We start from the raw sequence: 14,205 nt of genomic DNA on the forward strand, positions 1-14,205 counted from the left end.
GTCCGAGTCCCGCGCGCGGGCCTGGTCTCCTTCGCCGTCCGCTTCACGGAAGAGACGACGATGGTCGGCTACCCGAAGGCCCGGCTATGGGTCGAGGCGGAGGGCTCCGACGACATGGACCTGTTCGTCCTCGTCCAGAAGCTGGACCGCCACGGCACACCCTTGCAGCAGTTCACCGTTCCGAACCACGGGGCGCTGATGCAGGACGTCACCGAGCACGGCGCGTCGGTGCTGCGCTACAAGGGATCGAGCGGACGCCTGCGGGTGTCCGCCCGCCACCTGGACGAGAGCCTGTCGACGGAGGCCGTTCCCGCCCACAGCTTCGACCGGGTGGAGAAGCTGAGCCCCGGCCAGATCGTCGACGTCGAGATCGACCTGCTGCCGATCGGCCTCCGATTCCTTCCCGGCGAGCAGCTCAGGCTGGTCATCAGCGGACACAACGCACTCGGGACGATCATGCCCGCGACGCGCGACTATGTCCCGCACAACCGCGGCAGGCACATCATCCACACCGGCGGGGAGCACGCGTCGTACCTGCAGCTCCCCCTCCAGGGGGCACGACCCACTCAGGCGTGAGCGGCGGTCCGGCGGTCGGGACTGAGCAGGTAGGCGATCGCCATGTCGCCCAGCTCATCCGCGTAACGTCGCTGGGCCGCCTCGCCCGTGGCGCTGTCGGGGCGCAGGGTGTTGTGGAAGCAGGCGCCGAGGATGGAGCGTGCGACGGTGTCCAGCGCCGCTTTCGGGTCGGCTCGCCGGATCTCGCCGGCGTAGGGGGTCGCCGCCTCGATCAGGAGGCGGTGGATCTCGGTGATGGTGTGCGCGCCGCGGTCCAGGGACCTGGGTCCCCGTACGCGCAGGAGTTCCGGGAAGAGGTTGCTGCTGTCGGCGAAGGACTGCAGCAGGGCGTGCGCGTAGGCGTCCATGACGCCGGAGAGTGACGGGTCGGCCTCGCGCAGTCGCTCCGCCACGTACTGCTCGCGGCGTTCCAGCATCCGCTCGACGAGTGCGTTGATCAGCTGTTCTTTGTCTTCGAAGCGGCGGTAGATCGTGCCGACGGCGACGCCGGCGCGTTCCGCGACGCCGGTCATCGTCATCTCCTCCAGCCCGGACGAGGAGGCGATCTCCTCGGCCGCCTGCAGTACGCGGGCCAGTGTCGCGGCGCTGCGCGCCTGCCGGGGCTCCCGGTAGGGCGCTGGGCGGCCCGGCTCATCAGTCATGCCCCGCATGGTATCCGCGGCGGTCTCAGCGGGTCGTCTTGACAAGGGGTGCACTCCCGTGGGTAACCTCGTAACGCGAACATGAATTCACATTCACATTCACATCATACGGAGGTTCCGCCATGACCGACAACCAGACTTCTCAGCCCGTGACCGTCTCCCTCGAGTCGGGGCCCGCCGGTGGCGGGAGCATCGACGACTTCGAGCTCTTCTACGCCCGCCGGGCCGTGGACCGCTTCCGTACGCTGCTGGGACGCGAGGGGCTCCTCGACCTGCTGGCCGCGGACATCGAGGAGGGCAACGCCTTCCTGCGCGAGAGCGCCCTCGCCTCCCACGGCGAGTTCAAGGCGGGCACCACCGTGCTCGCGACACAGGGCCTCACCTCGGGCGAATTCCTGGCCTGGATGGACAAGGCCTTCACCGGCGACGAGCAGCCGCTCCTCGCCGCACACCCCGAGCACTACGCGATGGGCACCGACGAGACCGGCGCACGCGTGGTCGAGAACATCGGCCCCCACATCGCCTCCTTCTACATGGGCGGCTGGGGCACCGACGCACTGGACTGGGCCAAGGACGCGACCGAGCTCCTCCCGGAGGCCGAATATCCCCGCAAGATGTCCTCGAACCTCTTCCTGACCGACGGCACCGTCGTCGGACGCGCCCTCATCCAGTTCGGCGACACCGCCGACGGTTTCATCTCGAACCTGTCTGTGTACTTCCCCGTCGCCTGCCCCGACGAAGTCCTGGACCACCACCTGCGGCACTACGCCGTCGAGTTCCGGAACTGGATCGTCGCCGCGGCGGAAGCCCGCGCCTGAAGCACGACTGCTGCGGCGCCCGGCCCTGCGCCGGGCGCTGCCGAGTCACGTCGTCTTGACGGGGAGCTGCAGGTAGGAGGCACGGTCGCCACCCGTGTGGACGACGTGTCGTCCGCTGTTGGCGGGGGTGTACTCGCTGTTTCCCGGCATCATCGTGCCCAGGAGCGAGCGGCCGCTGACGACGAGGCGGAGCTGCTCACCCGGTTGGAAGACGAGCCCGACCGGGAGCAGGTCGATCTCGAGGTCGACGACCTCGCCCGGTGAGAGCCTTTCGATCCGGTCGAAGGTGTGGGCCGGTGGACCCGCGGCGAGGACCCGTCCGCATCCGGCCAGGACGGCGTCTGGACCGACAGCGGACCCTGCTGACCCGACACGGGCAGATCACGCGCGTGGCCGGGGTCCCGCTGACATCCTGGACCTGATCGAAACGCAGACCCTGCCCGGCCTCGCGTACGAGACCGTCAGCGCCGACGGTCCGCCGGGAGAAGAAGTGATCGCCTCGGCCAGGTGCGCTCCTCGGCACGGACGCCGTCAGGTCGCGACACTCACTCAGCTACGAGATATCCACCGATATGAGGCTATATTCCACATCTCGGAGGGCTACGGCGTCGCGGCCCATGCGTGAACGGGGCTGGGATGCGGGACGAGGAAGAAGGCGAACCACCGGGCCCTCCGGTGCGCGAGCCGTCCCTGCTCGACTCGATCGTGCCCCTGGTGGTGCTGGCCGTACTGGTCGCCGGGTCGCTGGCCCTGTTCGGGCTCGACGCACTGGACGGGCCGATCCAGGTGGCCCTGGTGCTGTGTGCGATGGCCGCGGCGCTGGTGGCGATGAAGAACGGCCATCCGTGGAGCGCGGTGCAGCAGGCGGGCCAGCGCGCCCTTTCCTCGATCACCAGCGCGGTGTTCATCCTCTTGGCGGTGGGCGCCCTGATCGGGGTGTGGAACCTTTCCGGGACGATCCCGACCTTGGTCTACTACGGCATCCAGGCGCTCTCACCGAGTTGGTACTACGCGGCCACGGCCGTCATCTGCGGCGCCATCGCCCTGAGCATCGGGAGTTCCTGGACGACCGCGGGCACGATCGGCGTGGGGTTGGTCGGAGTCGCGGACATGCTCGGCGTGTCCACAGCGATCACAGCCGGCGCGGTGATCTCGGGCGCGTACCTCGGAGACAAACTCTCCCCGCTGTCGGAGACGACGGTTCTGACCGCCCAGATGGTGAAGGTCGACGTCCACGAGCACATCAAACGCCAGGCGTGGACGTCGTTGCCCGCGTTCGTCATCGCCTTCGCGGTCTTCCTGGTGATCGGCCTGGTCAAGAGTGCCGACGTGGTCAACCCGGTGGGAGAGGACATCGAGCTCGCCCGCCTCGGCGACATCTACCACATCACTCCCTTGAACCTCCTGCCGCTCGTCCTCCTGGCCTTCCTGTCGATCAAGAAGGTGCCGGCTTCGCTCGCCCTCATCGGCTCGGCCGTCTTCGCGGGCGTGCTCGGCGCGTTCCTGCAGCCCTCCGTGATGCGGGACTTCGTCGCCGGGTCCGGGAACGTCGTCCTTGAGTCGCTGAAGGGCATCTGGCTCGCCATGGCGAACGGGTTCTCCATCCGGTCCGGCATCCCGCTGATCGACCAACTGCTCTCACGCGGCGGCATGGACAGCATGCTCCTCACCCTCTGGCTGATCATCGGCGCGGTCACCTTCGGTGCCGTGCTGGAGGAGTTCGGCCTCATCGCCCGGCTCGTGGACCCACTGATCCGCTCGGCGAAGAGCACCGGCCGGCTGTTCCTCACCGTGTTCGCCTGCGCCTTCGGCCTGAACGTCGTCGCCGGTGACCAGTACATCGCCCTCGTTCTGCCCTCGCGGGTGTTCCGTCTGGAGTTCGAGAAGCGCGGGCTCGCGCCGACGAACCTGTCGCGTCTCTGCGCCGACAGCGGCACGGTCACCTCCGCGCTCGTCCCGTGGAACTCCTGCGGCGCGTTCATGGGAGCGGTGCTCGGCGTCCCCACTTTGACCTACGCCCCGTTCGCGATCTTCAACTACGCCAGCCCGGCCCTGAGCGTCCTCTACGGCATCACCGGGTTCAAGATCGAGAAAGTCGCACCGCCCGAGGCCGGGTCCGTGACCGGCTCCGAGGGCGGGTCCGGGTCCGGGGCCTCCGTCGGCCCGTAGCCGGCAGCCCCCACCACCGAGAGTCGTAGAGACGAAGGAAGCCATGAGCAACGCCGAGACCAACGACGCGGCGGCGACCACCGCAGGCCGGCCGGCCGTCAAGTTGACGCTGCTGACACTGACCGCGATGGTGGTCGGCTCGATGGTCGGCGCCGGGGTGTTCTCCCTACCGCGCCGCTTCGCCCAGGAGACGGGGGTTGCGGGCGCCCTGATCGCCTGGGCGATCGCCGGTACGGGCATGCTGATGCTCGCGTTCGTGTTCCAGACCCTCGCGGTCCGCAGACCCGACCTCGACGCGGGCGTGTACGCCTACGCCAAGGCCGGGTTCGGGGAGTACCTCGGGTTCTTCTCCGCCTTCGGCTACTGGGCGAGCGCGTGCGTCGGCAACGTCACCTACTGGGTGCTCATCATGTCGACGATCGGCGCCATCTGGCCCGCGCTCGGCGACGGGGACACCCTCCTCGCCGTCATCCTCTCCTCGGTCGGCTTGTGGGCCTTCTTCCTGCTGATCCGCCGCGGGGTCAAAGAGGCGGCCGCGATCAACAAGATCGTGACCGTGGCGAAGGTCGTGCCCATCCTCGTCTTCGTCGTCCTCGCACTGTTCTGCCTCGACACCGACGTCTTCGCGGCCAACTGGGGCGGCGCCGACTACGCCGGTTCACTGTTCAACCAGGTCCGCGGGACGATGCTGGCCACCGTCTTCGTCTTCCTCGGTGTCGAGGGGGCGAGCGTCTACTCCCGGCACGCCAAGCGGCGCGAGGACGTCGGGCGCGCCACCGTCCTGGGATTCCTCAGCGTCTTCGCCGTCTTCGCCTCCGTCACCATCGTGTCCTACGGGATCATGCCGATGGCCGAGATCGCCGAGCTGCGCCAGCCCTCCATGGCCGGTGTCCTGGAGCACGCGGTCGGCACCTGGGGGAAGGTCTTCGTCAGCGTCGGCCTGATCGTCTCCGTCCTCGGCGCCTATCTGGCCTGGACGCTCATGGCCGCGGAGGTGCTCTTCGTCGCCGCGAAGGACAAGGACATGCCTCGTTTCCTGGGGCGGGCCACCTCTGAGGACGTACCGGTTCCCGCGCTGTTGATGACCACGTCCCTGAGCCAGGTCGTCCTGGTCGTCACGATGTTCTCCGAGGACGCGTTCAACTTCGCGCTCGACCTCACCAGCGCGCTGAGCCTGATCCCCTTCCTGCTCGCCGCGGCCTTCGCCGTGAAGGTCGCCTCCGGGCCGGGCCGCGAGGAGACCGTCGGGCGGAGCACGCGCGGAGAGCTGGTGATCGCGGTGGTCGCCACGCTGTACACGGCGTTCCTGCTCTTCGCCGCCGGACTCAAGCTGGTCCTGGTCTCCTTCATCCTCTACGCCCCGGCGACGTTCCTGTTCGTCAAGGCGCGGCGGGAGCAGAACCGGCGCCCGTTCTCCCCCGGCGAGGCCGTCATCTGTGCCGTCTCCATCGCCGGCGCTCTCGTGGGAGTGCTCGCTCTGGCCGTGGGCTGGATCGAGCTGTGATCCGTACCTGACCCCCCGATCCCCGATCGGGTCGCCTGATCCCCGATCAGGTCGCCTGATCCCCGATCGGGTTGCCCGACCCCGGTTCATCCAACGAAAGGCGCAACGCGTTGAGCACCGACAGCACCCCCCGGCCCGCCTTCGGCGTCCACTCCGAGGTCGGCAGGCTCCGCAAGGTCCTGGTCTGCGCACCCGGGCTCGCGCACCGCCGCTTGACCCCCACCAATGCGGACGACCTGCTTTTCGACGACGTCATGTGGGTGGAGAACGCCCAGCGCGATCACGCGGACTTCGTCAACAAGCTCACCCAGCGCGGAGTCGAGGTCGTCGAGCTGCACGACCTGCTCGCCGAGACCATGGCCATGGCCGAGGCCAGGTCCTGGCTCCTCGACCGGAAGATCACCGCCAACGAGGTCGGCCTCGGCCTCCTCGACGGCACCAGGGCCTTCTTGGAGACCCTCGCCCCGCGTGAGCTGGCCGACTTCCTGATCGGCGGGTTGTCGACCGCCGACCTGCCGGACGACTTCCGGTCCGGCTACGTGGCGCTCGCTCGCGAGGCGACCGGTGCGCGGGAGTACCTGATGCCGCCCCTTCCCAACACCCTCTACACCCGCGACACCACCTGCTGGCTCTACGGCGGCGTCACGCTCAACCCGCTGTACTGGCCTGCCCGGCACGACGAAACCCTCCTGATGAAGGCGATCTACACCTTCCACCCCGACTTCAAGGCCTCCACCGTATGGTGGGGCGACCCCGAACAGAACTGGGGACAGGCCACGTTCGAGGGCGGCGACATCATGCCGGTCGGCAACGGCGTCGTACTGATGGGCATGAGCGAACGCACCTCCCGCCAGGCCATCACCCAAGTCGCCGCCTCCCTGTTCAAGAACGGCGCCGCCCAGCACGTCATCGTCGCGGGCATGCCCAAGCTGCGGGCCGCCATGCACCTCGACACCGTCTTCACGTTCGCCGACCGCGACATCGTCACCCTCTATCCCAAGATCATGGACGCGGTGCACACCTTCTCCCTGCGCCCGAGCGACAAGCCCGTGGGCGTCGAGATCACGGACGAGGGATCGAGCCCGTTCGTCGACGTCGTGGCCAAGGGCCTCGGGCTGCCCCGGCTGACGGTCATCGAGACCGGCGGGGACGCGTACGCCTCCGAGCGCCAGCAGTGGGACAGCGGCAACAACGCGGTCGCCCTGGAGCCCGGCGTGGTCTTCACGTACGACCGCAACACGCAAACGAACACGCTGCTGCGCAAGGCCGGTGTCGAGGTCATCACCATCGTCGGTGCCGAACTCGGGCGCGGGCGCGGTGGCGGACACTGCATGACCTGCCCCCTCATCCGCGACGCCGTCTCCTTCTGACGGGCCGGGCACCGTCGCCGCGCGGCCCGTCGAATCCGCCGGGCCGCCCGGCGGTGGGGTGCGGGGGGCTGGTCGTCGCGTACGGCCGGGTCAGGCAGTCAGGCCCTCGTCCGCCTCTCGGTGCATACCCGTGCACAGCGCCCAGATGACGAGGATGTTGATGGCGATGAGCACCAGGGCCCACAGGGGGTAGTACGGCAGCCACAGGAAGTTGGCGATCGCACCCAGCCCGGCGATGGAGACACCGAAGAAGCGCGCCCACAGGGCTCCGCTGATGACGGCGCAGCCGGCGAAGACGAGGACGATGCCCAGGATGAGGTGGATCCAGCCCCAGCCCGCCAGGCTGAACTCGAAGATGTAGTGCCGCGTCGCAAGGAACACGGTGTCCTTGGTGATGGCCGCGATCCCTTCGAAGATCGCCATCGCTCCACCGAAGATCATCAAGGCTGCTGCCATGACAGTGGTGCCGGATACGGGCGCGTGCCAGGGACTCGGGTGCGAGTTGCCTGCTCGGGGTCTGCTGGCGTCACTGGCCATTTCGGTCTCCATGGGTAGCAGAGCCGGCCGACCTCGTGTGCCGGGATCGGCGTGATCCCCTGTTTCAGCGTGTCACGGCGGCCATCCATCGGCATTCCGGACCACGACGTCTCCCCGTGTTCCCGCATTTCCGAGTGCCGGAGAGCCGGGGCTGAGCTCGTCGCCCGGCGCACGCGGCGGTGACGGGATGCTGAAGCCCCCACGGAGGCATAGCGTGCGTTCAGGCCCTGTCGCCACACCACACCGGGAGGCGTTCATGTCGGAGCTGATGGTGATCGGATACGACGATCCCGAGACGGCTCGGCTGGCCTACGCCACCGTGCAGGAGCTTCACCGGGATCACGTCGTCAGCGTGAGCGGGCTGGCGGTGGTGTCGGTGGATGCGCAGGGCGAGACCCACGTGGACACGCCGAGCCGTCTCATCGGTCCGTCGGCCGCGGCCGGGGCGGTGTGGGGCATCGTCTTCGGCGTGCTGTTCCTTCTGCCCGGGGTCGGGTTCGTTGCCGGCGCGGCGGTCGGCGGACTGCTGGGGAAGCTCGGAAAGTCGGGTGTCGATGAGGAATTCCGCCGACGCGTTCAAGATCTCCTCAATCCTGGGTCGGCGGCCGTGGCGATCATGGGCCTGATCGTGTCGGAGGAGAGGTTCTCCGAGGCCATGCGGCAGCACGGTGGCACGGTTTTGAAGACTTCGCTCGACGCCGCTGAGGAGAGCGAACTGGCCGAGCAGCTCGCGGGCTCTCAGCCGTAGGTGCGCTATGCCCCCTTGCGGTCAGGCTTTGCAGGCGCGGAGGCGTGCAGCCGGGTCGAACGAGGCCCGGACCTTGCGGCGCAGTGCCTGGCGGCAGCGCCAACCCGGTCGCTCGACCCCGGTCGCGGCAGGCGAGGACGGCATCGAACATGAGGCGATGCCGACATCGACCCGTCAGCGTGGAAGGAAGCCCTGTGACCGGGTCCGGGAAGCACTCACCGGCTGGGCGGGGTGTGACGGCTTTCGCGCTGACGCTGGTCACCATGGTTTCGGGGGTGGCCGTGCTGGCATCGTGCAGTACGAGTGCGGGAGATCAGTCGACCAGGACGTTCAGCCCCCGGCCGACCCCGCCTGACACGGCTTCCTTCTCCGGCATGCCACCTGCCCCGATGAGTTCGGCCGCGGCCTCCGCACTCGCGTCGGCGTCGGCTGCGGCCTCGTCCGCGTCTGCCGCCGCTTCCGCCTTCGAGGCCTCTGGCGCTCATCGTCAGCATCACCAACCGTACGGACAAGACGGCGTCGTACGCCGTCCAAGTGGACTTCACGGATGCCACCGGCAAGGTCGTAGAGAGCAGGATCGTCGGAGCGGAGAACCTCGAGCCCGGCGAGCCGGCCCAGCCCCTCGCCATCAGCCGCAAGCCCGCCGACTTGAACCTGTCTACGGCGACAAGTGTCCGGACGCCGCCGGCACCGGCACCGGCACCCTGATCCAGCTCTACTCCTGCTCGGGCGGCAGCAACCAGCGCTGGACCCGTACCTGACGACCCGCCGTGGAGTGGAGCCAGGACGATCCTGGCTCCACTCCGTCGTCCATCGCCGGGTGGACGGGACGTGACGATCGTTCAGGAGCAGAGCGCTCCGTTGAGCGTGTAGCGCGCCGGCATCGCGTTGGTACCCGAGTACGTCGCCTGGAAGCCGAAGCTCACGCTGCCGCCGGGTGCCAGTGTTGCGTTCCACCCGGTGTCCCGGGCGGTGACCGTGCTGCCCGACTGGCTCACCGTGGCGTTCCAGGCGTTGGTGATCCGCTGGTCACCTGCGAAGCTCCAGCCGACGGTCCACCCGGACACCGCCGAGGTTCCGGTGTTCTTCACCGTCACCGTCGCCGTGAAGCCGTTGCCCCAGGCGTTGTCGATCCGGTACGCCACCGCGCAAGAGGCCGCCGAAGCGTCGTCGTCCGCCTCCGCCGCCGTGAACGTCGCCGACTGCACGCCAGGACCACCGACCGCGAACGTCGCGCTGCCCGACGACGCGTCGGGGTCCTGCGCGGCGAGGACCGAAACCTGCTGCGCCGTCGCCCAGTCGGCCGGGGTGAACACCAGGGTCGCGGCTGCCGACAGATCCTCGTCGCCCGTGCTCCGGGCCACCGTCACCGTCACGTTCTGCGCGGGCGCTGCCGAAAGCCGCACGCCCACCCGTGCCGAGCCGCCCTCCGCGACCGTCACGGCCGCCGGTGCGACCTGGACCACGGGCACCGCCGGAGCGCCGCGCCGCTCGGCCGCGAAGGCCGCCAGCCAGGCCAGCGAGGCGTTCCAGTTGATGGCCACCTCGTTGGTGGAGTACGAGCCGATGTCGTCCACGTAGCACGCCGCCGGTGCGCAGCCCGCGAGCTTCTCCTTGGCCACCGGGTCCTCCAGCCCCGCGTTCGGCCCGCCCGCGAAGGAACCGGCCGGCGGGTGCGGCAGCGAGGCGTCGTTCTGGTGCGCCCAGAACCGGTGGTGCTGGTTCTCGGCGTAGCGGTCGCCGTAGCCGGTGACGTAGGAGAGGTCGAGTGCGTTTCGGCCGAGCAGGTAGTCCAGGGACTCCAATGCTCCGGCCCGGTAGCGTTGTTGCCCGGTGAGCTCGTATGCGACGGCCAGCACCATCGCGTTGTTGGTGACGGAGCTGTTGGAGCCCCAGACGTACGCGGTGGCGGGAAGCGGCACCGCGTAGCCCTGTCCGGCCATGGTGGTCAGGTGGCCATCGGCGGCCGTGGTCAGCAGGCCGCGCAGCCGGGCCACGTCTGCGGCGGGCAGGGCCGCCCCGGGGACGGTGGCGAGGGTGATCCGGCCGAGCGTCGCGGTGCCGCCCCACCAGAACCCGTCGACGGGCTTGGTGTGGTGCGCAGAGGAGGTGACGGAGTCCCGGTACTGTGACTCGCCGGTGGTGGCCAGGAGTTCCGCCGCCGCCCAGTAGAACTCGTCGGAGACGTCTGCGTCCTCGTACGCACCTCCGCCGGTGTTGTCGGTCGCGAGAGCAAGCACGTTCGGGTTGGCCTTGGCAGCCGTCCAGGCGCGGCGGGCCGCGTCCAGGCAGCGCGCGGCGAACGCGGCGTCGTACGGCGCGTACACCCGTGCACACTGTGCGGCCGAGGCCGCCAGGTTCAGCGTCGCGGCGGTCGACGGCTTGTGCAGCTCACGCTGCTCGGCATCGAGTTCGGGCCGGGTCGGCAGAGCGGTCCACTTGGCGTCGTGCATCTTGTGGAAGGCCATCCCGGCCATCGGCTTTCCCGCGGGAACCTGCATCCGCAGCAGGAACTCCAGTTCCCAGCGGGCCTCGTCCAGCACGTCCGGCGTCCCGTTGCCACGCTCCGGCACCCGCAGCGTCGCACCTCCGAGCGCCGCGTCGCCGCCCGAACGGCCTGCTCGTTCAAAGGAGTTGACCATTTCCCAGACGGAAATGCCCCCGTTGACCACGTACTTGCCTTGATCGCCCGCGTCGTACCAGCCGCCGCGCACGTCCAGTTGGTAGTCGCACACCCCGGCCTGGCAGGGGACGCTGGTGTCGCCCTTGTTCGGGGCGACGCCCAGGTGCCCGGCGGGGCGGGCGTAGGCGCTGCCGCCCGCCAGGGCGGCGTCGATCGCGATTCCGCTGCGCTGCTGGTAGAAGAACGACATGCTGTCGGCGCGCAGTCCGTCGTACAGCGAAGCGGAGACGTCGAAGGGGTGGCTGGTCCGGCCGTCGACGACCAGGGTGAAGCCAGCCCCTGTGCCGGTGTACGCACCGAAGTCCACCAGGTGCGTGGACTGGCCGGACGCCTGATCGGCCCCGCGCACCGTGGTGACGCCCGAGGCGGCCACCGTGCCGGAGGCGTCGCGCAGTTGCCAGGCGAGCGGGGCGGTCGCGGAGCTGGCCACGGTGGCCCGCTTGGGGCCGTCGGGCAGGTAGCCGAGCTGGTTGACCCGTACAGGCGTGTCGGCAGCGGCCGCCACGGTGGCGGCAGCCGCGACCGGAACGGTCAGGGCTGCCGTGGACAGGCCGCCGACGGCCAGCGCGAGGCCGGCGAGCGCAGCGGCCGCGCGACGTGGCACGCCGCGGGCGGAGGTGACAGGAGGCACGGTGAAGCCTTCCTCGGGGGGCGGCTTGGAGTGGGAGCGCTCCCAATCAAGCCAGGCGCCCGGCGGGAACGTCAAGGCGCCTTTCCGAAAAGGCGGTTGAGGGACCTTTCCCCGAGACCAGGCCGCGTTTCAGACACCCGGGGCGTGAGGGACGTTGCCGTAGTAGGCGTCCGGTCCGTGCTTACGGGTGAAGTGCCGCTCCAGCAGGTGCTTCGGCGGTTCGGAGGCTTCCCCGAGGCGGGACCCCAGCGCCAGCGTGTGCAGCGCCATCTCCGCCACGGCCTCGCAGACGATGGCGTTCTCCAGCGCCGCCTGTACGGGGATCGGGCGGCGCGCCTGAGCGAAGGCGACGGCGTGCGTCGAGTGCGTGTGGGTGACGCCGCCGATGGAGGGGAAGGCCCCGTAGAGGCACCGATGGGTGTCGGTGGACGGCCTGAGGCGTCCCCTGAGCCTGGACACGCACTGGTACGAGCGCAGCACCTGGTTGTGCTTCGGCAGCGACTGCTACCCGAGCGACGTCTACCTGTGCCACGGCGAATGCAAGACCTTCGCCGGAGTCACGTACGCGCTCCCGAGGCAGTCCTTCCACGGCACCATGCAGACAGTGGTCGACTTCCTGGCCTCCCATCCGCAGGAGGTGGTGACCGTCTTCCTCGAGGATTACGTCAGCGCCGAGCAACTCCGGCAGTCACTCGGCAGGGTCCGCGGGATCGACCCGCTGCTGTTCCGGCCCGACGAGTGGGGCGTACGGCAGCAGGGCTGGCCGAAGGTGGCCGACCTCGTCACCACCGGCAAGCGTCTGATCGTCTTCTCGGACCGGTCCGACCGCGAGCACTTGGGCGTCATGTACGACAAGTCCTGGACCGTGAGCAACTACTGGAGCCTCGGCGACCTGGGCGACGACCTCGCGTGCGTCACCCGCTGGCCCGACGTGCCCCTGGACCGGCAGGAACCCGGATTCCGGCGGCTGTTCACGATGAGCCACCACCGCAACGTGCCCACGGTCCTCACCGCGTCCCTGGACAACGGGGCCAAGCTCAGGAACCGCATCGCGGAGCAGTGCCGGACCGCCAGCGGGGGCCGCACTCCGAACTTCGTCTCCGTCGACTTCCACCGCCTGTCCGACGGCAGCGGACACACCCCCGCCTCGATCGTCGCGGAACTCAACAAAGGCCCCTGAGAAGCGGCGGCGACCGGACCGCGAGCCGCGAATCCGTCACCCGCCGGACCCTCACCCTACGGACTGAGCTGTGCCGGTCTGGCGCCGGACGTCGTCAGTGCCGGCCGGGTGTGAGCCTCCGCGGCACCGCGGCCACCGGTGACGACTCCGGGCCCCGGGCCGGGCCGAGGCCTGCGTCGGCCGTGGCCCGGCCGACCGGGCAGCGGAGCCGCCCTACACCGTGCGGCCGACTCGCCGTCCCCCCAAAGGGCCAACGGACCGCGTCCCCGGAGCGCCTGCGTGCCCCCCGGGGGGCACGCCTCGTTCCATGGGACGTCTCCCCCCACCGGAACGGCTGCTCCATGACATTCACACCGCACTCCCGGCTCACCCGCAGGGCTCTGGTATCCGCCGCGCTCGCGGTCGGAGCCGCCTCCATCCTGCCCACCGCCGCCGCCTCCCCGGCCAGGGCCTCCACCGGTCCCCGGGCATTCCAGCGCCGCGACGACCACCCGGCACCCGAGATCACCGACTGCGCCGGCTGGGGCGCCCGCGAGGCGTCCGAACCCGTCGTACTGCTCGCCTCGCGGCCCGAGAAGATCATCATCCACCACACGGCCACGGCCAACGTCACGGACTACTCGCGGGAGCGGGCCCTCAGACTCGCCCGTGCCATCCAGACGTACCACATGGACATGCAGGGCTGGATCGACACCGGCCAGCACTTCACCATCAGCAGGGGTGCCTTCGTCCTGGAGGGGCGGCACCACAGCCTCGCCGCGCTGGACGCCGGGGCCCGGACGGTACGCGGCGCCCACTGCGTCGGCCAGAACGACGTGGCCATCGGCATCGAGAACGAGGGCACCTACATGACGGTGCAGCCTCCGCCGGCGCAGTTCTCCGTCCTCGCCGACCTGTGCGCCCGCGTGTGCCGCCAGTACGACGTGCCGGCCTCCGAGATCTACGGGCACCGGGACTTCAACAGCACCGCGTGTCCCGGTGACACGCTCTACGCGCTGCTGCCGAAGCTGCGCGAGGACGTCGCCCGGCGACTCGGAAGCGCCGAGCCCGTGCCGCTGCCGCGCCGGCCCGAACACCCTCCTCTCGACTGGCCCGCCGACCCGGCGGCGGGGGCCGACGCTCACTCGGAGTACGTCCCGGAAGGCCTGCTGGGGTCTCCGCGCCACGGCTGACACGCACGGCGCCGACGGCTCACGTCACGGTTCGGTACGGTCGTCGCCCCCCAACGGCCCGACCGTCAGCAGCAACCGCTCCGTGGGACCGGGGCTCCAGCCGGTCCGGGAGGTCCGGGGTGTCCGGGGTGTCCGGGAGGAATCGGAGGCTCTCCGGGGTGTGGCTCGCACGATTC

Annotated in this window: 12 protein-coding genes and 1 pseudogene; 8 read left to right on the forward strand and 5 right to left on the reverse strand. The window is 69.7% G+C overall.

Annotation, left to right across the window (positions count from 1 at the left end; translation table 11 throughout):
• The first annotated feature begins 21 nt into the window (after positions 1-21).
• On the forward strand, positions 22-576 hold the full coding sequence (locus tag OHA37_RS04295; RefSeq protein WP_266912505.1) for a CocE/NonD family hydrolase C-terminal non-catalytic domain-containing protein: 555 nt from the start codon (positions 22-24) through the stop codon (positions 574-576).
• Here OHA37_RS04295 and OHA37_RS04300 read toward each other — a convergent pair.
• Positions 567-1,217, reverse strand: coding sequence for a TetR/AcrR family transcriptional regulator (locus OHA37_RS04300; RefSeq protein ID WP_266902605.1), 651 nt, complete (start codon positions 1,215-1,217; stop codon positions 567-569). The genes OHA37_RS04295 and OHA37_RS04300 overlap by 10 nt on opposite strands.
• 122 nt (positions 1,218-1,339) lie before the next feature.
• On the opposite strand from OHA37_RS04300, the gene OHA37_RS04305 reads away from it, so the two are divergent.
• Positions 1,340-2,035, forward strand: coding sequence for a hypothetical protein (locus OHA37_RS04305; protein ID WP_266902607.1), 696 nt, complete (start codon positions 1,340-1,342; stop codon positions 2,033-2,035).
• Between the two features lie 45 nt (positions 2,036-2,080).
• Here the strand turns inward: OHA37_RS04305 and OHA37_RS40750 are convergent, their stop codons facing one another.
• Positions 2,081-2,368, reverse strand: a complete 288-nt coding sequence (locus OHA37_RS40750) for a CocE/NonD family hydrolase C-terminal non-catalytic domain-containing protein (RefSeq protein WP_353963465.1) — start codon at positions 2,366-2,368, stop codon at positions 2,081-2,083.
• A gap of 303 nt (positions 2,369-2,671) precedes the next feature.
• Between OHA37_RS40750 and nhaC the strand changes: the two genes are divergently transcribed.
• From nhaC to OHA37_RS04325, 3 genes are all read left to right on the forward strand, one after another.
• Positions 2,672-4,204: a Na+/H+ antiporter NhaC gene (nhaC, locus tag OHA37_RS04315; protein ID WP_266902611.1), complete on the forward strand. Its 1,533-nt coding sequence runs from the start codon at positions 2,672-2,674 to the stop codon at positions 4,202-4,204.
• 43 nt (positions 4,205-4,247) lie between these two features.
• Complete coding sequence (locus OHA37_RS04320) at positions 4,248-5,708, forward strand: basic amino acid/polyamine antiporter (RefSeq protein WP_266902613.1); 1,461 nt, start codon at positions 4,248-4,250, stop codon at positions 5,706-5,708.
• Between the two features lie 110 nt (positions 5,709-5,818).
• Positions 5,819-7,078 carry an arginine deiminase gene (locus tag OHA37_RS04325; RefSeq protein WP_266902615.1) on the forward strand — a complete coding sequence of 420 codons (1,260 nt, stop codon included), beginning with the start codon at positions 5,819-5,821 and terminating at the stop codon, positions 7,076-7,078.
• Between the two features lie 90 nt (positions 7,079-7,168).
• On the opposite strand, the gene OHA37_RS04330 is transcribed toward OHA37_RS04325, so the two are convergent.
• Positions 7,169-7,615, reverse strand: a complete 447-nt coding sequence (locus OHA37_RS04330; RefSeq protein WP_443046109.1) for a DUF7144 family membrane protein — start codon at positions 7,613-7,615, stop codon at positions 7,169-7,171.
• 256 nt (positions 7,616-7,871) lie between these two features.
• Here OHA37_RS04330 and OHA37_RS04335 point away from each other — a divergent pair, with 256 nt between their 5' ends.
• Positions 7,872-8,363, forward strand: coding sequence for a DUF1269 domain-containing protein (locus OHA37_RS04335; protein WP_266902619.1), 492 nt, complete (start codon positions 7,872-7,874; stop codon positions 8,361-8,363).
• Between the two features lie 842 nt (positions 8,364-9,205).
• On the opposite strand, the gene OHA37_RS04345 is transcribed toward OHA37_RS04335, so the two are convergent.
• Positions 9,206-11,677: a glycoside hydrolase family 9 protein gene (locus OHA37_RS04345; protein ID WP_266902621.1), complete on the reverse strand. Its 2,472-nt coding sequence runs from the start codon at positions 11,675-11,677 to the stop codon at positions 9,206-9,208.
• Between the two features lie 129 nt (positions 11,678-11,806).
• Positions 11,807-12,127, reverse strand: a pseudogene (locus OHA37_RS04350) (class II aldolase/adducin family protein); the annotation flags it as partial.
• On the opposite strand from OHA37_RS04350, the gene OHA37_RS04355 reads away from it, so the two are divergent.
• Entirely contained in the window at positions 12,102-12,857 is a 756-nt protein-coding gene (locus OHA37_RS04355) for a hypothetical protein (protein ID WP_266902623.1), read from the forward strand. The pseudogene OHA37_RS04350 and the gene OHA37_RS04355 sit on opposite strands and share 26 nt — an antisense overlap.
• A gap of 341 nt (positions 12,858-13,198) precedes the next feature.
• On the forward strand, positions 13,199-14,029 hold the full coding sequence (locus OHA37_RS04360) for a peptidoglycan recognition protein family protein (protein WP_266902625.1): 831 nt from the start codon (positions 13,199-13,201) through the stop codon (positions 14,027-14,029).
• The last annotated feature ends 176 nt before the right edge of the window (positions 14,030-14,205 follow it).

This window comes from Streptomyces sp. NBC_00335 (assembly GCF_036127095.1).
Classification (GTDB): domain Bacteria; phylum Actinomycetota; class Actinomycetes; order Streptomycetales; family Streptomycetaceae; genus Streptomyces.